Source organism: Mycolicibacter acidiphilus (assembly GCF_018455725.1).
In the GTDB taxonomy this organism is placed as follows: Bacteria; Actinomycetota; Actinomycetes; order Mycobacteriales; family Mycobacteriaceae; genus Mycobacterium; species Mycobacterium acidiphilum.
In genome coordinates this window covers 1-20293 of sequence record NZ_JAHCLR010000045.1, presented here as the reverse complement: position 1 = coordinate 20293, position 20293 = coordinate 1, and the positions used below count along the sequence as shown (strand labels likewise).

Genomic DNA, 20293 nt, shown 5'->3' with positions numbered 1-20293 from the left:
TCAGGGTGTCACGGACCCCCGACGTTCCGGCGGAGTACGCCGCCGTCCACCCGCGTAGCGCGCCGCGACCTGCAGGGGCGGACCGGCGGTCCCCGACCGGGCGGACGGCTCGAGGTCGTCCGGCACGCGCTGGCGCCGGTGGCCGAGGAAGTCACCGTCCGTCGTCTCGTGTCGCCGCGCGAGGTCCAGCGCCCACGGCGGCGAGTTGCCGCCGGGTTCGAAATATCCGCAGCGCAGGCACGCCGCATGCCCACCCCCCAACACCACGCCGGGGTGCTGCGATGGCCACCGTCCCGGGTCGATGCCGTACACCGACTCATACGTCCGGCGTAGATACTCGCGCTGCTCCCACAGCGAACGGGCGACGTTCACCCCGGTCGACCCGCGCTTCCAGTTGATCCAGCCGGTCACCATCGCCGGTGGGAACATCGCATCCCAGTACGGGCCCCAGCTGCCCCGGCCGTGATCCGACCAGCGCGTCGACGGTTTGCGCGGGCCGCCCGCCCCGATCACACCGCCCCCGCGATCCGGTGCAGCGCCGCCTGGAACTCCGCACTCGGGTCGGCGCCCGGCAGCACCAGTCCCACGTCGCGCAGCGCCCGCCCGATTCCGATCCCCGCTCGGCGTGCGCCGTACAGCGCGGCGACGGCCGGGGTGCGACTGTGGCCGTGCAGGCCGTGCAGGAACACCGTGCGCCCGATGCCGCGCAGGTGCTCGACGGCGCGCACGGTGTCGAGCAGCACGAAATCGAGGTTGGGGTTCTCGTCCTCGGCCAGGCGCACGTCGAGGTGAATGGTGCCGGCGGGTATCCAACTGCCGACGATCGGGCACAGCGACACGATCGCGTCGACGTCATCGGGCACGTACTGGCTCGGTCGGGCCAGCGGACCGACCCCGCCGATGAAGACCCCGTCGTCGTGCGGATGACGGTTCGGGTACGGCTGGTCTTCGGTGCGGAAGTACGAGACCCGGTCGCCGTCACCGACGATGCGCTCCGCCAACCCGATCACATCGCGGGAGCGCAGGCCCGGCCAGCCGTGCAACGCCAGCCGCTGATCGAACGGCACCGCCGACGCCCCGTGGACCGCGCCGAGCAGCCCACCGGCCGCCGCACCTGCGCCGGCCTCCAGCACCAGCCGCAGGTGATCGGCCGGAAACAGCGGATACCGGTCCGCCGGTGCCGAGACTCGGGCGATCGCGGACCAGGCGCCCTGCACTGCGCCGATCGCACTCGAGTGATCGAACGCCGACGGCGGGGTGTGTTCGGCCTCGGCGAACCGCGCCGCCCACAGCGCCCCCTGGTGTTGATCCAGCTGTGCTGTCCCGACACGGATGTTGAACTCTCCGGTCAGCACGGCGTGTCGGACGGCGTCCGCCCACAGCGCCCAGGCGTCGCCGGTGGCCGGGTCGTCGTCGATCAGGCCGGCGATCGCGCGGGCTGCTGCGGCCAGCCTGGCCTCGTCGTGGAGGTACGCCAGTGCCACCGGGACACTGGCGGCCAGCGAGACATGCTGGAGTGCTTCGCCTTTGACGGTCTGGGCCCACCAGTGCCAGCGCTGGGCGATGCGCTCATGCTGGGCGCTGTCGTGCAGCTTGGCGCCGGTGGCGGCGATCTCCGCGACCGCGACGGCCGTCGCGGTGTGGTCAGACCACCGTCCGGTCTCCTGCGTGTCGGCGGCCGCCAGTCCGAGCAGTGCGCCGCAAGCCCGATCCCGTTGGGCGGTGGTGAGTTTGGTGATGACGTCAGTGCGCATTGTTGTGCTCCCGAAGGCCGGGCCTCCCGCCGGAGGCGCTCTTGCCAGACACCGGGCGGTGTCGGCCGCTTCGTCATCCGAGCCACCCACGAGCGTGGGGTTGGCGCACCGTCAAGTCGGAGCTTGGCGACGGTGTCTCGTGAAGCAGAGCCGATGCTACCGGAAGCCGCCGACACCGTCGAGAGGCCTTATCGACCCCACTCGTCGGCGATGGCTTGCGAGGACGGGTTGACGTGCCCGTAGTCGACGAGGCGCACGTCCAGCCCGGCGTGCTCCACCACCGTCAGCGCCCGGCGGATGGCGCCGTCGATCCAGGACGCGCCGTTGCCGAACGCTCCACCGCCGAGGCGAGTGAGCAGCACGATGTTCGACCCGCCGACGCTCGCCTGTTCGGCGGCGGCCAGCAGCGTCGCCTCGTAGGCGGCTTCGAGGACCAACCGGGCGAACGGTTCCCAGTCTCTGCCCGGCAGGTCCGAGTAGGCGACCGGCATCGCCGAGCAGAACGCCTGCGAGACGAATTGCGTTGGGGCATCGATGATGTCGGTAACCTGCACGTTGCGGTGCAGCCCGATCGCGAGAGTGCCGCGCAGGTCGTCGCGCAGCGTGTCGTCGGCCGTGGCGAGCAGGCCGGTGATCGCGGTCAGCCCGTCGACGGTGCACAGCGCGTAGCCGTTACGCATCTGCCACAGCGCTTCGGCCGGGCGGCCCAACCGCTCCGACAGCGCCTCCCCCAGCGGTGCCAGCGCATTGAGTTGCCGGTCTCGGGTCTGGCCGATTTGGTCCCCGACGGGCGCACAGTAGTTGCGGTAGATGGTCGCGGCACCGGCGGCCATCGCGCAGGCCGGCCCCTGGGTGTGGTCGTAGGCGTAACCGGTGACACCGCGCTCGGGGGTGACGTCCGGGCCGACCATCTCCAGCAGGTTGAACTGCGAAGCGACCTGAAACAGCGCACCGGCCAGTTCGGCTTCACCGTGCAGCGCGCGGGCGTCCCCAGCCCGGCAGGTCACCGTGGTGCGTTGCCCGCCAGCCGGATTCACCCGGCCCCGCAGGTTGGTCAGGGTCGGCAGGGTCAGCTCGCCGATGCCGTAACTCTGGCCGTTGACAGTGGAGGCCAACCGGTCGCCGTTCACGGTGAGGCGGCCGCGGGTGGTCTCATAGCCGTCCTCGTGGAATCCCATCAGGTCGCTGAACCAGTCGGTGGTGGTCATGCGTCGCATCGTGGCATAGGCGACCGACATGCCGTTCGACTTGTCGGTGGGGTTCGACATGATGGGGGTGTTCCCGACACGAGGAGGCCACCTTGCCACAGAACACAGTTGACGGTTACGACATCATCGGCGACATCCACGGGTGCGCCGACGAACTGACGGCACTGCTGGAGTTGATGGACTACCGCCCAGATGGGTACGGCGTCTACCGGCACCCGGGTCGGACGGCGGTCTTCGTCGGGGATCTGATCGACCGCGGGCCGCAGCAGCTTGAGGTGCTGAAGATCGTGCGGGGCATGGTCGATGTCGGCAGCGCGCTGATGGTGCTGGGCAACCACGAGTTCAACGCGCTGGCCTACCACACCGAGGACCCGGAGAATCCGGGGAAATCCCTTCGTGTACACGATGATCCGGACGACGAGCGGTCGAAGAAGAACGAGAAGCAGCATGCGGAGTTCGTCCGGCAGCTCACCGATGCCCAGCAGCGGGAGTACCTGGACTGGTTTCGCACCCAGCCGCTGTGGCTCGACCTCAAGGCGCTTCGAGTCGTGCACGCCTGCTGGCATCAGAAATCGATCGACGTGCTGCGGGCGGAACTGCCCGGTGATCGGCTAGCGACGGACGACGCGCTGGTGCGGGCCACCCGGGAGGGCGATTCGGTCTACGAGGCGGTGGAGATTCTGCTGAAGGGGCCGGAAATCAACCTGACCCAAGAGAAGTACGGCCAGCCGCGGTACCTGGACAAGGACGGCGCCGAGCGGGAGGACGCCCGCATGCGCTGGTGGGACGCCGAGGCGGCGACGTTGCGTGGGGTGGCCGAAATGAGCGCCGGCTACAAAACCGTAGACGGTGCTCGGTACCCAGCCCTGCCGGAGATTCCGGTTTCCGAATCCGACCGGGGCTACACCTACACCGGTCCGGTCCCGGTGTTCTTCGGCCACTACTGGCGAAAGGGCAATCCCCAGGCGGGCCAGGACTACACCGACTACACCGCGTGCGTGGACTTCAGCGTCGGCAAAGGCGCGGCGGAGGGCGGCGCGCTCAACGCCTACCGGTGGTCCGGGGAGTCGATCATCGACCCGGAGCACTACGTGAAGGTTGACGCCGTCTGGGCCGGGGCATCCGTTGTGCCCGCCTCGGCGCGACAACCCGCGACCTGACGCCCTCGCCCGCCTCACCTAACACCCGTTGTCGCGCGAAGGCGGGCACAACGACACATACCCCGGACCGGTGATGGCTGGGGCAGTTGTTACCAACTGAGGGTTCGGCGTCAGCCCGTCACCCGTTCGGTGTCAGCCCGTCACCCGTTCGGTGGCGAACCGCACCCGGCTGGCCGCATACGCGATGACGTTCTCCACCAGCATCAGCCGCGACAGCAGGTTCGGCACGAAGCTGCAGAACGCCAGCGTCGTCTCGGAATTCGGGTCCGGGCACCAGGCGCCGAGCAGCGGCGTCTGCGACTCCCCCTGTGCCTCAGCGGCGTTGAGCTCATTCGCCAGTGCAGCCATCTGGTCCGGTTCCACCCGCACCGGCAGCAGGGTCAGCGTGAACAGTCCACTGCCCGCCTCGGGATGCGCGACGTCGCTGAACAGTTGCACCAGCGCGGTCTCCGGGCGGTCGGCGGTGAACGGGACCTCGAAGGTCACCCCGGCCGTATCCGCCGACCCGGGCAGCCCCATGTGGGCGAGGAACTTCTGCATGTGCGCCATCTGAGGTCCGGCGAACCGAGACGGGGCCGCCCCCTCGCGAGCGACCACATTCGCCGGCACCCCGAGCATCTCGTCCATGTCGGGCCGCTCACCGCTGGACGGGTGATCCGACGTAGCCGGGACGCCACCGCACAGCGCGGCCAGTCCGTCCGCCCGCCCGTGCGCCGAGGTGTTCTGCAGTACCATCGCCGTCGCCAACACCTTGCTCATCCAGCCGAAGATCTCGTCGTGGATATTCGTCGCGCAGTGTTCGCTGATCATCGCGGTCTGCGGGTCCCACACCAGGGCGTTGAGCGTGGCCTGCATGTTGATCGTCCCCAGGACACGCGCCGGGTCGGTGCCCGGATCGACGTCGCGGAGCACCTCGGTCCAGATCCGCACCGGACAGACATGACGGTCGATCGACCAGGTCGGCGGTCCGACCTCGACGTGCTGCGCCAGCCGGTAGGACCACCAGGTGAAGCCGCGCTCCCGACGTACCGACCATTCCTCGTCGATCATCAACTGCTGATACAGGCTTTCGATCAACTGCAGACCGACATCGGTCATGAGCACCCGCTTCCTCGTCGAACTCCGGTGCTCCGGAGTATGCACTCTCCCACCGACAGCACCGGCCGACAGCGGACGCGCTGATCGCCCGAATCTGTCGGTGTCCGCCTTTATGATCCGGTTCAGGTTCGACGGTTGGGAGGTTTCACCATGATCGACGTGCTGCTGACCGGCATCCTGATCCCGTTGGCGCCGTGCGGCGGCAGCGGGTACTACGACCCGGTGCATGAGATCTGTCAGCCCTATCTGCCGGCCGATCCGCAACCCGGTTACGACCAGTCCTGCTCGGGCGGTTTCTACGATCCGGCGCACGGGGTGTGCGCACCGTACGAGCCGGCGTACCCGCCGCCGTTCTACCACCGCCACGACAACGAACCCGGAGTGCCCGGTGACTGAGCATCTGCTGACGCCGTCGAAGATCACCGCGTGGCTGGACTGCGCGCACTACCTGACGCTGCGCCACCAGGTTGAGAGCGGCGCCCGCGATCAGCCGGAATCGACGTTCGGCGAGTTCGCAAAGCTGCTCGCAGCCAAGGGATCAGAACACGAAGAGCAGTGCCTGGAGGAATACCGGGCTCGCGGCAAATCGATCCTGAAGGTCGAGCCCCCCAACGGTTCGACGTTCGAATCCTGGGTGGCTCGGGTCGGCAACCCGCTGACCGGCAAGCACGACGTCATCTACCAGATGCCGTTCATTCACAACGGCGTGCGCGGCATCGCCGATTTCCTGGAGCGCACCGATGACGGGTCCTACGAGCCGGTGGACGCCAAGCTCGCTCGCGCCGCGGGTAAGCCCGGCCATGTGCTGCAACTGTGTTTCTACGCCGAGGCGATCGAGGAACTCACCGGCAGGCGCCCCAAGCACATGCACCTGTGGTTGGGGTCGGGGAAGCGCGAGACGCTGCGCGTCGCCGAGTTCAGCCCGTACTGGCGTCGGCTGCGCAGTCAGTTGGCGGCGACGCTGGCAGCCGGCCCGCACGTCGGCACGGTGCCGCGGCCGAACCCGCACTGTGACTTCTGCGAGTTCCGTCCGGTCTGCGACAAGCAGTGGCATGACGAGGGTGCGCTCAGCCTGATTGCCGGTATCCGCCGGCCGGAGACGACGGTGCTGGAGGACGCCGGGGTGACCACCATGGCCGCCTTAGCCGCGCAGCGGACGCCAGTGCCGGGGCTGCGGGCGGTGCGGCAGGACCGGTTGGCCGGGCAGGCCGCGCTGCAGATTCAGGCCGTAGGCCGGCCCGAGGGCGAACCACCGCCGTTCACTGTTATCGAACCCGGCGCAGATCCGACGTGGGGTCGCGGTTTCGACGAATTGCCGCTTCCCGACGACGGAGATGTCTTCCTCGACTTCGAGGGGCACCCGTTCTGGCGGGCCGACGCGGGTCTGTTCTTCCTGTTCGGACTGCTCGAGCGCGACGACGCCGGGCAATGGGGCTACCGGAAATGGTGGGCGCACAACACCGATGAGGAAACGGCGGCCGTCAAGGCGTTGATCGGCTACCTGGAACAGCGCCGGGAGCGGTTCCCCGACATGCACGTCTACCACTACAACCACACCGAGCGATCGTCGCTGGTCACGCTCACCGAGGAGCGCGGCGTCGCGCAGAACGTGCTGACCGAGTTGGTCGAGACCGGTTTGTTCGTGGATCTGCTGCTGGTGGCGCGCAACAGCATCCAGGTCGGTACGGAGTCATACGGGTTGAAATCGCTGGAGCGGCTCACCGACTTCGAGCGCAGCCACGCCATCGACCGGGGCGCCGGCGCGGTGCTGCGCTACGAGGACTACATCAAGGATCATGACCAGGCCGATCTCGATGCCATCGCCGCGTACAACGAGGACGACGTGCGGGCGACGCGGGCGCTGCGGGACTGGCTGGTGGCGCACCGCCACCCCGAATCGACGTGGCGGGATGCGGTTTTCGAGCCAGAGCCCGGCCGGCCGGAATTCGATGAGCGGATCACCGAACTGCAGCGGTTCGCCCCAGGTACCCCGCAGCATCTGCTCGGTGACCTCCTCGGGTACTGGCTGCGGGAATGGCGGGTCTACCGGGAGCGGACGAAAGCCCGACTGATCGATGAGTCGGCCATTCTGTTCGATGACCCGGACGCCCTCGACGAGCTTCGATTCGTCGAGCGTATCGAAAAGCAGGGCAGGGAAAAACATCCCGCGCTACGGTTCGGTTTCTCGCCCCAGGAATGCGGCGATTTCGGCCAGGACGACGAGAGCGTCTGGTTCTCCGGCTCGGACGGAAAACTGCTGGGGCCCAGCGTTCGGGACTTCGACCGCCGCGGGCACACGATCGACCTGGTGTGGAATGCCACGACGCAGGAGGCGGACACGCTGCCGAGTCGGGTGGTCCGCAACGATTGGGCCCCGACGAAGTGGAAAGCCAAGGCACTCTCCGCGTTTGCCGACCAGGTGCTCGCCGGTGCCGACGTCAACCCGGCGGCCATGGCGCTGCTGGATCGCGCAAAGCCACAGTTCACCAACGGTGGCGGCCCGACCAGTGGCAGGTTCACCGACGATCTCGACGACATGATGCGCTGGGTGCTCAACCTGGATCACAGCTACGCCGCGATCCAGGGCCCGCCCGGGGCGGGAAAGACCTACAGCGCAGCGCATCTCATTCACACATTGGTCTTAGCGGGCAAGCGGGTCGGGGTCACCGCGACGACGCACCACGCCATCGACAACGTCGTCGAGGGAGTGCTGAAGGTTTTCGCCGAGAAGAACTGCACGGCGGCGCTCCGTGCGGTCCGCAAGCCGCGCAAGGGTTCCACCCACCGCATCCCCGGCATCGACTACCAAGACGACAACAAGCCGTGCGCGCAGGGCGACTACAACCTGATCGGCGGCACCGCCTGGCTGTTCTGCTCGGAAGCCATGCGCGATGCCCCCGTCGACGTGCTGCTGATCGACGAGGCCGGCCAGTTCTCACTGGCCGACGCGCTGGCCGCATCCGGTGCGGCGAAGAGCGTTGTGCTGCTGGGCGATCCGCTGCAGTTGGCCCAGGTCACGCAGGCCAGCCATCCGAACAACAGTGGCCGCAGCGCACTGGAGCACATCCTCGGCGAGGACGACACGATGCCCGCCGATCGCGGGGTGTTCCTGTCCAAGACCTACCGCATGCATCCCGACGTGTGCGCGCTGATCTCCAAGGAGATCTACGACGGCCGGCTGACCAGCGACGAACGTTGCGAGCAGCAGACCACCCGGTTGGGGACCGGGGTGCGGTGGATCAAGGCCGGCCACGCGGGCAACAGCACCTCCTCAACCGAGGAAGCTGATCTGATCGCCGCCGAGATCAGCCAGCTGATCGGCACCCTGTGGACCAACGGGGACGGCGCCGAGAATCCGCTCACCGCAGACGATTTCATGGTGGTCGCGCCCTACAACGATCAGGTGCGCACCCTTCGGGCACGCCTCGATGCCGACGCCGCAACCCGCGGTGTCCCGGTCGGCACCGTCGACAAGTTCCAGGGCCGCGAGGCGGCGGTCGTGTTCTTCTCGATGACGACCTCCACCGGCGAGGACATGCCGCGCGGCGTGGACTTCCTGTTCTCCCGCAACCGGATCAACGTGGCGATCAGTCGCGCCCGCTGCCTGGCGTACCTGGTCTGCACCGATGCACTGCTCGACACCCGCGCCCGCGACATCGACGATATGCGATTGATCGCCACGCTCAACGCGGTCGTGGAGTACGCGCTGAGCCAGGCCGCCGAACCGGTTTAGGGTCGCTGCTCCCACCACGGCGGCGGGGGCTGCGGAGCGTCGTCCGGCGGAGGCGGCGGCGCGTCCTCGACGAACGGTGCCGCCTCCGGAGGCGGCGCCGGCTGAGCCGCGGTGTCCTCGTCGGCGCGCAGGTACTGCTCGTCGCCATGCGGATGTCCACCGCCGAAGGTGGTGATGTGCACATGGTCGTAGTGGCCGTAGCCGCCGCGAGCACCGCCACCGGGTGTGTAGTACTTACCGCGCCAGATGGCGTCCTGCAGGGCGAACCGGTCGGCATTGCGCATCGCGTAGGCGACGATCTGGTCGCCGAGCGCAATCCCCTCCGAACTGCCGGAGTTGGGGATCATGATGTCGACCGCCAGGCCGCTGGGGTGCCAGCGCTGCCCGTCTGGCCGAACCCCGATCATGCTGTTGATCTGGGGGAACGCGGCACTGATGCTGCGGGCCACCAGGATCGTCTTGACCTGCATCCCGCGCTCGTTCGCCACATCGGCGGTCAGGAGCTGCGCCTCGGGCGCCGGCAGGGCCCACAGCCAGCCGGCCGGCTCGGGTGCCGGGGGCTCCTCCGGCGGCGGCCCGAAGCCCTCGGGCGGCGGCGGGGCGTCTTCAGGAGGCGGTGGCGGCAGTTCTTCCGGCGGCGGGGGCGGTGGTGCGGCCAGCGCCCACTCCGCGGGCTCTTCCGGCGGAGGCGGCGGTGCCCACCCCCACGGCGCGGCCTCCTCCGGCGGCGGAGGCGGTGCATCCGCAGCGGGGGCAGGTGCAGCCTGCGGGTTGTCGGGCTCGGCGCCCGCCTCGGCAGCCGCGAAGATCGTCGTCGAGGTCAGCAGGGCCACCGTCAGCAGTGTCGGCGTCAGGCGCCGACCGGTCGGTCCGTGTCCAGGCACGCAGGACACCATAGCGACCAGCGGGGGCGATTGTCACAAACAGATAACGGTCACACCCGTGAGTCGGGCACTACCGGCGCCCCGGAACAAGCCCTCAGCAGAGGCGGCCGGCGAAGAAGGCTCCGGACAGCAGTGCGGTGCACAATGCGACTGTCGACTGCCCCAGCGCCGCAGCGGTGACCACGGCGCCGAGCGCCAACACCGCAAGTAGACACAGCAGATACGTCATCGCGGGGACACCTGCCGCCTGGGATCGACGCACCGGCAGGGCCGGCTCGAACAGTCCGTCGCTCAACCCGGCCATCGCAGATCTCCTTATGGAGTAAGTCACATTGACATTTCAACGTGATCTGCACCACAGCATAATTTCGGCGGGCCGTCAACCGCACGACGATGCGCCGGGGCGTGTCGCACCGGTACTGGACTGATTTACGCGACCGCTGGGCATAACTGCGCCCGGCGGGACCGCCGGTGAGGCCCTACGTCCCGCAGAACGTCTGGAACCGTGCCCCGAACTCCGGCGGTGCCGGCGCCGCGTAGCGTTCCAGCCCGTCGCGCTCCCGGTACGGGTCGGCCAGCACGTCGAGCAGCCGGTGCAGCAGGGCCAGGTCGCCGCCGGTGGCCGCGGCCAGGGCTTCTTCGACGAGGTGATTGCGCGGAATGTAGACCGGGTTGACCCGGTCCATGCCGTCGACGTCAGGAGTCCGGGCCTGCCACTGTGTCAGCCAGCCGTCGAGTAGGTCGGCGGACTCGGCGAACAGCGCCCGCACGGGCCCGTCGTCGCCGCGGCCGGCGGCAGCCAGCCGACGGAAGAACGACGTGTAGTCGACCCGGTTCTCGGTGAGCAGCGCCAGCGCCTGGTCGATCAGCGCGGCCACTCCCAACGCATCGGCGTCGGCGGAGAGCCCGAACTTGGCGCGCATGCCCAGCGACCACTCGGTGTGGTATTGCGGCAGGAACTGCTCCATGGCGTTCACCGCCGCGGTCAGCGCCTGCTCCTCGTCGTCGGCGAACAGCGGCAGCAGCGTCTCGGCGAACCGGGCCAGGTTCCACTGCGCGACCAGCGGCTGGTTGCCGTAGGAGTAGCGCCCGGCGTGGTCGATCGAGCTGTACACGGTGGCCGGGTCGTAGGCCTCCAGGAACGCGCATGGCCCGTAGTCGATGGTCTCCCCGGAGATCGTGGTGTTGTCGGTGTTCATCACTCCGTGGATGAATCCGACCAGCATCCATTCGGCGACCAGCGCGGCCTGGGCGCGCGCGACGGCCTCGAACAGCGCCAGGTAGCGGTTCTTGGCGTGCTCGGCGCTCGGGTAGTGCCGGTTGATGGCGTGATCGGCCAACCGGCGCAGCAGCCCCAGGTCGCCGGTGGCGCGGGCCTGGGCGGCGGCGTACTGGAAGCTGCCGACGCGCAGATGGCTGGCGGCGACGCGGGTGAGCACCGCACCGGGCAGCCGGGTTTCGCGGTGCACGTCGCGACCGGTGGCCACCACCGCGAGGGAGCGAGTGGTGGGGATGTTCAGCGCGTGCAGGGCCTCGCTGATCAGGTATTCGCGCAGCATCGGCCCGACGACCGCCAGGCCGTCGCCGCCACGGGCGAACGGGGTACGGCCGGCGCCCTTGAGGTGCAGGTCGCGCGGATTGCCCAGGGCGTCTTCGAGTTCGCCGAGCAGGAGCGCGCGGCCGTCGCCGAGCGTCGGGACGTAGTTGCCGAACTGGTGCCCGGCGTAGGCCTGCGCGACGGGGGTGGCACCGGCCGGCACGTTGGTGCCGGTCAGCAGCCCGATGCCGTCGGCGGTTTTCAGCCAGGCGGCGTCCAGCCCCAGCTCGGCGGCCAGCGGTTCGTTGAGGATCAGCAGCTTCGGGTCGGGTGGGGTTTCGGCCTGCCACGGCACCGAAAGCTCGGGCAGGTCCCGGGCGAAGCAGCTGTCGAGGGTGACGATTCCAGCGGATGCGGCGCTCACCCGTTCCAGGTTACGGACCGGGGCGACGCGGCACCGAGCCCGTCGCTCCCGGCATCATGAGCGAGTGGCCCACCATTACCCGTCGCTGGCCGACGTCATCGCAACGCTGAACGTCGAGCCGGTCGCCGAGCACCGTTTCGTCGCCACCCAGCTGAACAATCCGCGCCATCACATCGTCGGCGGGCACATCGCCGGTCAGGCTCTGATGGCCGCCAGCCGCACCGTCCCGGGCCGGGTGCCGCACAGCGTGCACACCTACTACGTGCGGGCCGGGGATGCCCGTCACCCCGTCGAGCTGCACGTGGAGGCGATCCGTGACGGCGGCACACTGTCGACCCGGCAGGTCACCGCCCGCCAGGACGGCGAGATCCTGCTGGAGACACTGGCCTCGTTCACCGCGCCGGTCGACGCCCCCGACTACCAGCAGACGCTGCCGGAGGTTCCCAGCCCGGAGACGCTGCCGTCGATGCAGCAGCAGTTGGCGGGCTACGCCGACGAGTTCGACGGCCACTGGGTGCAGCCGCGCCCGTTCGACCTGCGCTACATCGACGCCCCGCCGCGGGCCGCGGTGGATCTGCCCGAGCCGCCGGAGCGGACCCGGCTGTGGTGGAAGCCCGCCGGGCCGGTGGACGGTGACGCGGTGCTGGCCAGTTGCCTGCTGACCTATCTGACCGGGACGACGATGGTGGAGGCGGCGCTGGTGATGCGCCGGGCCACCCCGATCAGCACCTTCAACGCGCTGATCGACCATGCGCTGTGGTTTCAGCGGCCGGTTGACCTGTCGGATTGGGTGCTCTCCGATCAGGTTTCGCCCAGTGGTGTCGGCGGTCGCGGGCTGGCGACGGCGACCATGTACAACCGGGCGGGCCAATTGGTGTGCACCGCAACCCAGGAGTTGTACTTCGGTCGCAGCTGAGGCGTTACGCGGTCCGCCAGACCCGCAGCGCGGTGACGATCATCGGGATCTGCAGCGGCAACCGGGCGATCATCGCCGCCCGCAGCCACGGCTTGGCCCAGTACAGCCGGACCGCGTTGAGGTTGCCGGGGAACACCGCGATGAACAGCAGTGCCGCAATCAGCCCTCCGACCCGGCGGGTGCGCGGGGCCGCCAGCAGCCCGGCGGTGACCACCTCGGCCAGGCCTGAGCCGTGGGTGTAAATCCTTGGGTTGCCGGGCAGTTCGGCGGGGATCAGCGCGTCGAACGGTTTGGGCCAGACGAAATGCGTTGCGCCGACGCCGGCGAGCATCCCGGCGAGCAGGCGGGCCGGGGTCGTGGCGGAGTGCTGGGTGGTGGTCATGGGGTAACCGTACGAGACGATCGCATCAGCCGAAGCGTTCGGTGATCGCCGCGGCGATCTCGTCGGGCGCGTCCTCCTGAATGAAGTGGCTGGCGTGCGGCAGCGCGACGTACACCTGGTCGGCGAATGCGGCGCGGACCCGTTTGAGCATCCACGGCCGAAACGCCGGGTCGTGCATGCCCCAGACGATCAGCGTTTTCTTGTCACCGAGTTTGTCGGGGACTTCCGTTGCGAGGCGTGCCAGTAGCGGGTGGGCGGCGCGGATCTCCTTGGGCAGCTGGGCAACTCCGACTCGGTCCTGCGGGGTGGGTTGCACGTCGCGGTAGTGGGCCATCACCTGCGGGCTGAGCTTGTGGGCGGTGGCCGACGGGATGAGCCGGTTGACGAAGAAGTTGTGCCGGGTTATCGCGTACTGCAGTGGTGGGCTGGACATCACCATGCTGAATGCCTTCATCGACACGGTGTCGGCCGGCCAGAACCAGGTGTTGCCGAGGATCGCCCCGGCGACCCGGTCGGGTCGGTCGACGGCGGCGCCGAGGCTGATCGGCCCACCCCAGTCCTGACCAAAGCTCAGGTAGCCGTCGAGTTCCAGGTGGTCGATGAGCTCGCCGAGGACGGCGACGTGTTCGGTGGCGGTGTAGCCGAAACCCGTTGGGCGTTCGGAGAGTCCAAACCCGAGGTGGTCGACGGCGATGCAGCGGAAGCGGTCGCGCAGCGCGGTGATGATGTTGCGGTACAGGAAACTCCAGGTGGGGTTGCCGTGGCACATCAGCAGCGGCGGGCCGGTGCCCTCATCGACGTAGTGCATCCGTCCACGGGTGCTGTCGAACCAGCGGGAGGTGAACGGGTAGAGGGCCGGGTCGGGGGTGAAGGTGATGGGCATCGGGTTCCATCATCCGCTGTGCCGGCGGTCGGAGCGAGGGCTTTCTGCCAGCCGGGTCGACGCATCGGGCCCCAACTGCCTCGCCCGTCGCACCGGTACCGCTGTCGGAGGATGCGGATCTTCTAGAAGTTGATGGCGTATGCGCTATCAGTGGAGCCGACGGACTGCCTCAGCGGGTTCGCCGAGCACCGGCCGACAGCTTCGTGAGCCCGGCGCAGGCCTTCTCGATCAGCACGCCGCTGTCGTCGACCGCGAGCATGACCGGGTCCAGCTCGATGGTGCCGCGCGCATGGGGCAGCATCTCGGCCATTTCGCCGACCCGCGAGACGAACTCGTCGACGAACCGGCGGTAGCCCTCCAGCGGGGCGTCCAGGACCCGGGCGCAATCGCGGACGACGTCGGCGTGTTCGATCGGGGCGTTCACGCCGCGACATTTTTCGGCCAGGCCCAGGATCCGCTCGTGCAGATCCATTAACCGGTTCGCCGCGTGCACGATAGCGTCGGCGTCCGCGGTGTCTTCGTCGCGGGGGTCCCCGAACATCCGGGTGAACCCCGGGCTGAGCATCAACACCTCGGCCTGTTCCACCAGCGCGAGCATCTGCTCCAGGAGGTCGTACAGGTAGCGCCCGAGTTCGAACCCGACACGAAGGCGTCCGCCGCTCGGCGGGGCGTAGCCGAGTTCCTGATCACGCAGCCGGGGTTGCAGCGCTGCCCGGCGTTGCACCAGCACCGACGCGAACACCGCGTAGCGCCAGCAGGCCGGCCGGTCGGCCAACAGCGTGGCCAGATCCTCGGGTGTGTAGGCGACCGCGGCCACCTGCACGTCTGCGTCGGTGTCCACGGCCGGCTTCCCCGGGATCGGTTCGGCGATGCGGCGCATCAACTCCGCGCCATCGGGACCGTAGAGACCCCGGCTGTCGCCGCGCAGCGCCCAGCGGTTCTGCCGGTCGGCACGTTCCCGCAGCGCGTCACGGTCCCGAGCCGCGATGGCCCGTCGCCGGGCGAGCCGCGGCAGTAGTGCGAACCCGGCAAACGACAGCGCGGCCACAACACCGATCGTGACGGCCCACCCGATCGATCCGGCCGCCAGGGCGAGCAGCACCGCCGCCACGGCGCCCACCGCGATCCGCATCGTCGAACTCGGCAGGGTGTTCATGGCGGTGACGCTACGAGCGGGGTACGACATGTCCGCTCGCTATCCACAAACCGGCCATCACCGACTTCCTCAGCTGGGGAGTCGGCGTAGGCTGCCGGGCATGCCGTCGGACGATCTCGAAGCCCGCGTCTCCGCACTGGAGGCGCAGGTGCACGACCTGACCGGCCAGGTCAGTTCAACCAGGCGGGACGCTGCGGCGGCTCGGGTGCTGGCCGGGGCCGCCGACCGTGACGTCACCGAGGTCCGCGACGACCTCCGCGACTTCCGGCGCGCCACCGTCGCCAGCTTCAACGCCCTGCGGCAGGACATGATTGACATGCGGCAGGACATGACCGACGGCTTCACGGAGATGCGCGCCAAGTTCGACCTCACCGCCGCCGGACAGCAGCGCATCGTCGAGCTGATTCAGTCCGTGATCGATGGCCGGGGTGGGGCCGCGCCGGCCTGATCGAGCACTACGCCACCGACTGTCGAGCAGTTGATCGGGCCGCTTCGGAGATCGTCATCCGGTGCAGGTTGACGAGTTCGTTTTGATCCAGCCGGGATCCGGTGTAACCGCCGGCCAGCACGAACGCGACCGGGATGCCCCGCGCGCGGCACCACTCGAAGATCAGCCGATCGCGTCGTCCGAGCAGGTCGGCGTCGACCCCGTCCAGGCCGCCGATCGCGCACCGCTCATGCGGATCCATCCCGGCGTTGTACAGGCACAGGTCGAACGACGCGCCCGCGGGCAGCGCCGCCCGGACCGCCGGAAGATAATCCCCCGCCGAAAACACCTCCCGCAGCGTCGAATTGGGTGTGCTGTCGTAGCTGTCGTAGGGATCCACCGATACGTCGACCTGCACGATGCGCGGCTCGTCGGCGATCATCTGCGCAGTCCCCCCGCCGCAGTGCGCGTCGAGGTCCACGATGAGCACCGAGGAAACCGCGCCTTCGGTCAGCAGCGTTTTGGCGGCGACCACGAGCCCGTTGAACGTGCAGAAGCCTTCGCCGCGACCGGACTTGGCGTGGTGCAGCCCCGAGGACAGCGACCCGGACACGCCGTCGGTCAGCGCGGCACGGGCCGCCGCCAGCACCCCACCGTTGGAGGCCACCGCTGAGGTCCAGGCGTGCGGATTCCACTCGAATCCCTGCGACTCGGCCAGCGCGCCCGGACTCCCGGTCCGCACGGCGGCAACGTAGTCAGGAGTGTGCGCCAGCAGCAGTTGGGCATCCGTCAGCGGCTCGGGTGTCGTCACGGCGGCCCCGGGGATGGGACGCAACCGCAGCGAGTCCGCGATCCAACCGGCTTTGCGGGTGGTGTCGAAATCGTGGTCGGACGAGACGTAGTCGGGCCCGTAGAAAAGTTTCATTGGCGGTCCCCCCTTGCTAGGTGCCGTCTGCAGTATCTCGCGCCCCACCGACAAGTCTCCCGAACCGTCGACGGCACCTGATTGACTGTGGCGGTGCGCGAATTCACCGATTTCGAGTGGGCCTCCGACGCCGTTCTCGCCGGTCTGGCCGCCGAACCGTTCCCGTGGGAGCATTACCTGAACACCAAAGTCGAGTTCGACGGATACGGCACCTTGCATCCGCTCGAAGTCGATGAGATCGGCGATCAAGAGCCACGTTTGGAGTCTCTGCATGTGATCACCGCGGTCCAGCCCGACGGCGACCCGAACAGCCCTGACAGTCAGGCACGACTGGCGGTGCTGGACCACCACCTGCGGGAGCACCGCCTCGAATCGCTCCGGGCGGTCGGCGTCGCTCTCGATGACACCCACCGGGAGGAGAGCCGAGCGGTGTTCGGGCTGGACGACGACGACGCCCGCGACCTGGGCCGGAAGTTCGGTCAGGTGGCGATCTTCGCCTGGGCCGGCCCGCACTGGACACTGCTGGCGTGCGCGAGTAATCGGCAGACCCGTCGCGGCTGGCGGTGGGAGTCGCACTGACGGACTGCGGGCCCCGGGGCCAGTTCCAGGGCGGTTACGCCCGGCCGGCACTCAGTCGGCGACCGCAGTTCGGGCACCACTGCACGTCACCACCGAGCAGCGTCGCCAGTGCGGAGAGGTCCGCGGTGTGCACGGTGCAGGTCTGCTGCCCCAGGTGGGTGCGCACGGTGTCCACGATGAACCGGGCCCGTTCGACCGGCGTCGTGCCGTACCCGTCAGCGCCGGCGACGCCTTCGGCGATCACCTCTCCGGCGTCGAGTTCCCGAGGCTCACAGCGCATCTCGCCGTTCTCATCGACACCGGTGACTGCGGTGGCGAAGTGACCGGACGGCGCGAGGTCGAGTTCGATGCGCCACTCGCCGTGACGCTCCCGGAAGTAGAAGGAGTGCCCGTCGATTTCGCCGCGCCACTGCTCCGGGGCCAGGCCGCCGTGACTGCGCACGGTGACACCCTGCTGCGCGGCCAGCCACGCCTGTAGTTCTTCCTCGTCGGCGTGCTCGGCGGCGCGGATCTGCTGCCCCTCCGGCGACTGCCAGAATGCGTCGAGTTCACTGCGCCACCGGTCCCAGAAACGGCGCCGATCCTCAGTGGTTTTCGCGCAGGTGCAGCCGAATCCGTAGTCGTGAAAGTCGCTCTCGGGTAAGCGTGGATGGCACGAACACGGGCAGCGCTGGCCGTCGTCGACATCGCGCCACTCGGTCAGCGCATCGAGGGCGACGTCGGCCAGCGTGTTCGGATCGTCGTAGCCGTGCATGTCGAAGGTCGCGGCCAGGTAGTCGTGATAGCGCTGTCGGGACACGGCGCGGTGCTGCTCGACCTGGCGCCGGTAGTCGGCGGCAGCGTCACTGTCGAAGAAGTTGACGACGTACAACTCCGGTTCCTCGTCCACCCGATCCAGGGTTACACAACCATGTCGGCCGGGCCATTCAGTTTTTGGTTGTTGCAGGTGGCCTCCCCGTTCCACGGCCGCCTCACCAGCGACAGCGGCACCGTCTCCGCACCATGTGGGTCTGCCAGAACTTGATGTCACATGCGCTATCAGCGCAGGTTCACCGCCCGGCCTTTCCCACAGCCTGCCGATACGGTGAAGTGCACCCGGATCGCCACCGCCCTAACCTCCCGGCCATGACTGACTCGCCCGATCCCTGCCGACTGCTGAGCGAGATCCTCACCGAGCACGGCCCGCTGGACGAGGACGCCATCGCCCAGCACGCCCGCGACGCCGACTCGGCAGACCCCGCTCGCATCATCCGGCGCTTACGGCTCGGAATCGATGTCCCCACCGGGCAATTGGTCGACGGACGCTGGGTGTGGCTGCCGGCCGTGCTGGCCGGTCGAATCTTCACCCGTCGGGTAACCGAGGAGGAGGTGAGTTTCGACCTGCTCACCATCAGTCGCGACCTCGATCCGATTGCAGCGCTCTGCGACTACTCGTCCTATCAACAACTGGCCGACGGTTCGACGATCCGCCTGGTCACCCGCGACGATCATCGGCTGCTAGACCAGTTGGACGTACCCGCGGCGTTCGTCGATGCGGGAGGTGCACTCGTGCTGGCCGTCGGCACGTTCGAGGCGCTCGGGGTCGCCGCAGGGGATCTGGTCGGTGTGCGATTGGGCGCCGCGGGACTGGTGGTCGAACGGGTCAGCACGGTGGCGCCGAGCACGGCGGGTGCCCGGCTTTCCATGCTGCTCGGTGATCGGCCGGAGTTCGCCGACACGCTGGCGTGGACGCTGTGCGCGGCGGATGCGACGCTCTTCGTCGAACCTGCGGCGCCGCTGTCGGAGCTCGTCGCCGATCAGGGACTGCTGCAGCACGGCGCACAGCTGGCACCACCCGATTTCGACTTCGCCCGTTGGGTTTTCGAACAGCGGTGCAGTGAGCTCGCACTCCGGCACCACCTCGATAACGACGATGCCGTCACCTTGGCCGGACTGCTGGAGCTGTATCACCGGATGACGCTGCGCAGCCTGCGTGAACAAACGCCCGAGGTGGAGTCCGATGAGGCTGTCGAGCAGGCCGGCGCGGCACTGATCGACCCCAGGATCACCGAACTACTGGCGATCGAGACGCTGCGCCACGGTCGGTTCAGTGCCGGTGGGCTGCGTCTGCTCGCCGACACGGTGGAGCCGACGGCATCGCTGTCGATCCGGGCGGCCTGCCGGTGGCTGCGGGCGGTGGCAATGGAACGCGAGGGCGACATGGACGGATTCGAGCGCGAGCTACTCGCCGCGCAGGCCATCGACGGCACCTATCCGCTGCCGCTGCTCGATCTGGCCCGCATCGCCTCCGACCGCGGTGACGTCGAGACCGGTCTGGCCCTGCTGCACCACGCCGGGGCCGGGCCGGATCATCCACTGGCCTACCTGTTGCAGCGCCACCGTGTCGCGCCGCGAACCGACGTCGGTCGCAACGCGCCGTGCTGGTGCGGTTCCGACCGCAAGCACAAGCGGTGTCACCTGCGGACCAACGGGCTGCCGCTGCCTGACCGGGTGGGGTGGCTGTACCACAAGGCGATTCAGTACGTGCTGTTCGGCGACTTCACCGATCTGCGCCACGAGGTCGCCTGGGAGCGGTGCCGGTCCACCATCATCGACGACGATGACGCGTTCAACGCCGCCCTGGCCGATCCGCTGGTGATCGACGCGGTGTTGTTCGAGGGCGGCGGATTCGACGAGTTCTTCAGGGTGCGCGGCTCATTGCTGCCCGACGACGAATGGGAGCTGGCGATGCAGTGGTCGCTGGTGCAGCGCGCGGTGTTCGAGGTCGAGCAGGTGCATGCCGGCCGGGGAGTCACCGTGCGTGATGTGTCAACCGGTGAGCATCACGAGGTGGGCAGGCGGATGACCGATCTTCCATTCCAGTGCGGGCAGCTGATCTGCGCCCGGGTGGTATCCGACGGGGCGGAGCTGCAGTTCTTCGCCCTGCAGCCGATCTCGGCGCAGCAGCGTGATCCGCTGGCCGCCCTGCTGAAGTACGGCGCTGATCCGGTGGAGTTGGTGGCGCAGCTCAGCGACGGGGCACAGCGCCTGCGCTGACCGGCGCGATCAGCATCCGGGCACCAGCCCGGTCAGCTCGCTACGCCACCGCCACGCTCGACGCCTGGAACACCTCCGCCGGCATCGGCTGGTACAGCCGCCAGGTGATCGCCATCGGCTTCTCCCCCTCGTGCGAGACGTAGTCGGCTGGGCCGAGGAACACATACGGCGACGCACCCAGCGCGGTGGCT

Annotated in this window: 19 protein-coding genes and 1 riboswitch; of the genes, 7 read left to right on the top strand and 12 right to left on the bottom strand. The window is 68.7% G+C overall.

All coding sequences use genetic code 11. The annotated features are described in order from the left end of the window. The 3 genes from KIH27_RS18055 to KIH27_RS18045 form a co-directional block, all read right to left on the bottom strand. Window positions 1-513: a hypothetical protein gene (locus tag KIH27_RS18055; protein ID WP_250150338.1), complete on the bottom strand. Its 513-nt coding sequence runs from the start codon at window positions 511-513 to the stop codon at window positions 1-3. Continuing rightward, window positions 510-1754 (bottom strand): ADP-ribosylglycohydrolase family protein, encoded by a 1245-nt coding sequence (locus KIH27_RS18050; protein WP_214094349.1) that lies wholly within the window; start codon window positions 1752-1754, stop codon window positions 510-512. Before KIH27_RS18050 ends, KIH27_RS18055 begins: the two co-directional genes overlap by 4 nt. Window positions 1755-1786: 32 nt before the next feature. Further along, window positions 1787-1899, bottom strand: a riboswitch (SAM riboswitch). A 43-nt stretch (window positions 1900-1942) separates the two neighbouring features. Then, window positions 1943-2962 carry a hypothetical protein gene (locus tag KIH27_RS18045; RefSeq protein WP_214094348.1) on the bottom strand — a complete coding sequence of 340 codons (1020 nt, stop codon included), beginning with the start codon at window positions 2960-2962 and terminating at the stop codon, window positions 1943-1945. Window positions 2963-3054: 92 nt separating this feature from the next. Between KIH27_RS18045 and KIH27_RS18040 the strand changes: the two genes are divergently transcribed. Continuing rightward, complete coding sequence (locus KIH27_RS18040) at window positions 3055-4122, top strand: metallophosphoesterase (protein ID WP_214094347.1); 1068 nt, start codon at window positions 3055-3057, stop codon at window positions 4120-4122. Window positions 4123-4254: 132 nt separating this feature from the next. Here the strand turns inward: KIH27_RS18040 and KIH27_RS18035 are convergent, their stop codons facing one another. Then, the gene (locus KIH27_RS18035) at window positions 4255-5220 is read right to left on the bottom strand and encodes a hypothetical protein (protein ID WP_214094346.1); all 966 of its coding nucleotides are present in this window, start codon (window positions 5218-5220) and stop codon (window positions 4255-4257) included. A 150-nt stretch (window positions 5221-5370) separates the two neighbouring features. Here KIH27_RS18035 and KIH27_RS22685 point away from each other — a divergent pair, with 150 nt between their 5' ends. Further along, the gene (locus tag KIH27_RS22685) at window positions 5371-5616 is read left to right on the top strand and encodes a hypothetical protein (protein ID WP_250150337.1); all 246 of its coding nucleotides are present in this window, start codon (window positions 5371-5373) and stop codon (window positions 5614-5616) included. After that, window positions 5609-8953 carry a TM0106 family RecB-like putative nuclease gene (locus tag KIH27_RS18030; protein WP_307856930.1) on the top strand — a complete coding sequence of 1115 codons (3345 nt, stop codon included), beginning with the start codon at window positions 5609-5611 and terminating at the stop codon, window positions 8951-8953. The genes KIH27_RS22685 and KIH27_RS18030 overlap by 8 nt, the downstream gene beginning before the upstream one ends. Here the strand turns inward: KIH27_RS18030 and KIH27_RS18025 are convergent. The 3 genes from KIH27_RS18025 to KIH27_RS18015 form a co-directional block, all read right to left on the bottom strand. Further along, window positions 8950-9837, bottom strand: a complete 888-nt coding sequence (locus tag KIH27_RS18025) for a VldE C-terminal domain-containing protein (RefSeq protein ID WP_214094344.1) — start codon at window positions 9835-9837, stop codon at window positions 8950-8952. The genes KIH27_RS18030 and KIH27_RS18025 overlap by 4 nt on opposite strands. Before the next feature lie 94 nt (window positions 9838-9931). Continuing rightward, a complete protein-coding gene (locus KIH27_RS18020) occupies window positions 9932-10141 on the bottom strand; it encodes a hypothetical protein (RefSeq protein WP_214094364.1) in 210 nt (69 codons plus the stop codon). 175 nt (window positions 10142-10316) lie between these two features. Beyond that, entirely contained in the window at window positions 10317-11798 is a 1482-nt protein-coding gene (locus KIH27_RS18015; protein ID WP_214094343.1) for a protein adenylyltransferase SelO, read from the bottom strand. Between the two features lie 64 nt (window positions 11799-11862). Between KIH27_RS18015 and KIH27_RS18010 the strand changes: the two genes are divergently transcribed. Continuing rightward, the gene (locus tag KIH27_RS18010) at window positions 11863-12714 is read left to right on the top strand and encodes an acyl-CoA thioesterase (protein WP_214094342.1); all 852 of its coding nucleotides are present in this window, start codon (window positions 11863-11865) and stop codon (window positions 12712-12714) included. A gap of 4 nt (window positions 12715-12718) precedes the next feature. On the opposite strand, the gene KIH27_RS18005 is transcribed toward KIH27_RS18010, so the two are convergent. The 3 genes from KIH27_RS18005 to KIH27_RS17995 form a co-directional block, all read right to left on the bottom strand. Beyond that, on the bottom strand, window positions 12719-13096 hold the full coding sequence (locus KIH27_RS18005; RefSeq protein ID WP_214094341.1) for a DoxX family protein: 378 nt from the start codon (window positions 13094-13096) through the stop codon (window positions 12719-12721). A gap of 25 nt (window positions 13097-13121) precedes the next feature. Next, the gene (locus tag KIH27_RS18000; RefSeq protein WP_214094340.1) at window positions 13122-13979 is read right to left on the bottom strand and encodes a haloalkane dehalogenase; all 858 of its coding nucleotides are present in this window, start codon (window positions 13977-13979) and stop codon (window positions 13122-13124) included. Between the two features lie 169 nt (window positions 13980-14148). Further along, the gene (locus tag KIH27_RS17995; RefSeq protein WP_214094339.1) at window positions 14149-15135 is read right to left on the bottom strand and encodes a hypothetical protein; all 987 of its coding nucleotides are present in this window, start codon (window positions 15133-15135) and stop codon (window positions 14149-14151) included. Window positions 15136-15235: 100 nt separating this feature from the next. On the opposite strand from KIH27_RS17995, the gene KIH27_RS17990 reads away from it, so the two are divergent. After that, entirely contained in the window at window positions 15236-15583 is a 348-nt protein-coding gene (locus KIH27_RS17990) for a hypothetical protein (RefSeq protein ID WP_214094338.1), read from the top strand. A 7-nt stretch (window positions 15584-15590) separates the two neighbouring features. On the opposite strand, the gene KIH27_RS17985 is transcribed toward KIH27_RS17990, so the two are convergent. Beyond that, the gene (locus KIH27_RS17985) at window positions 15591-16487 is read right to left on the bottom strand and encodes an arginase family protein (RefSeq protein ID WP_214094337.1); all 897 of its coding nucleotides are present in this window, start codon (window positions 16485-16487) and stop codon (window positions 15591-15593) included. A gap of 93 nt (window positions 16488-16580) precedes the next feature. On the opposite strand from KIH27_RS17985, the gene KIH27_RS17980 reads away from it, so the two are divergent. After that, the gene (locus KIH27_RS17980) at window positions 16581-17066 is read left to right on the top strand and encodes a DUF3293 domain-containing protein (RefSeq protein ID WP_214094336.1); all 486 of its coding nucleotides are present in this window, start codon (window positions 16581-16583) and stop codon (window positions 17064-17066) included. A gap of 34 nt (window positions 17067-17100) precedes the next feature. On the opposite strand, the gene KIH27_RS17975 is transcribed toward KIH27_RS17980, so the two are convergent. Then, a complete protein-coding gene (locus KIH27_RS17975) occupies window positions 17101-17955 on the bottom strand; it encodes a hypothetical protein (protein WP_307856929.1) in 855 nt (284 codons plus the stop codon). Between the two features lie 236 nt (window positions 17956-18191). On the opposite strand from KIH27_RS17975, the gene KIH27_RS17970 reads away from it, so the two are divergent. Next, window positions 18192-20102, top strand: a complete 1911-nt coding sequence (locus tag KIH27_RS17970) for a YecA family protein (protein ID WP_214094335.1) — start codon at window positions 18192-18194, stop codon at window positions 20100-20102. Window positions 20103-20293: the final 191 nt, after the last annotated feature.

Excerpts from the sequence above, each read along its gene's own strand:
- KIH27_RS18050 (WP_214094349.1), bottom strand. The coding sequence starts at position 1,754 with ATGCGCACTGACGTCATCACCAAACTCACCACCGCCCAACGGGATCGG.
- KIH27_RS18045 (WP_214094348.1), bottom strand. The coding sequence starts at position 2,962 with ATGACCACCACCGACTGGTTCAGCGACCTGATGGGATTCCACGAGGAC.
- KIH27_RS18035 (WP_214094346.1), bottom strand. The coding sequence starts at position 5,220 with ATGACCGATGTCGGTCTGCAGTTGATCGAAAGCCTGTATCAGCAGTTG.
- KIH27_RS22685 (WP_250150337.1), top strand. The coding sequence starts at position 5,371 with ATGATCGACGTGCTGCTGACCGGCATCCTGATCCCGTTGGCGCCGTGC.
- KIH27_RS18020 (WP_214094364.1), bottom strand. The coding sequence starts at position 10,141 with ATGGCCGGGTTGAGCGACGGACTGTTCGAGCCGGCCCTGCCGGTGCGT.
- KIH27_RS18005 (WP_214094341.1), bottom strand. The coding sequence starts at position 13,096 with ATGACCACCACCCAGCACTCCGCCACGACCCCGGCCCGCCTGCTCGCC.
- KIH27_RS18000 (WP_214094340.1), bottom strand. The coding sequence starts at position 13,979 with ATGCCCATCACCTTCACCCCCGACCCGGCCCTCTACCCGTTCACCTCC.
- KIH27_RS17995 (WP_214094339.1), bottom strand. The coding sequence starts at position 15,135 with ATGAACACCCTGCCGAGTTCGACGATGCGGATCGCGGTGGGCGCCGTG.
- KIH27_RS17990 (WP_214094338.1), top strand. The coding sequence starts at position 15,236 with ATGCCGTCGGACGATCTCGAAGCCCGCGTCTCCGCACTGGAGGCGCAG.
- KIH27_RS17985 (WP_214094337.1), bottom strand. The coding sequence starts at position 16,487 with ATGAAACTTTTCTACGGGCCCGACTACGTCTCGTCCGACCACGATTTC.
- KIH27_RS17970 (WP_214094335.1), top strand. The coding sequence starts at position 18,192 with ATGACTGACTCGCCCGATCCCTGCCGACTGCTGAGCGAGATCCTCACC.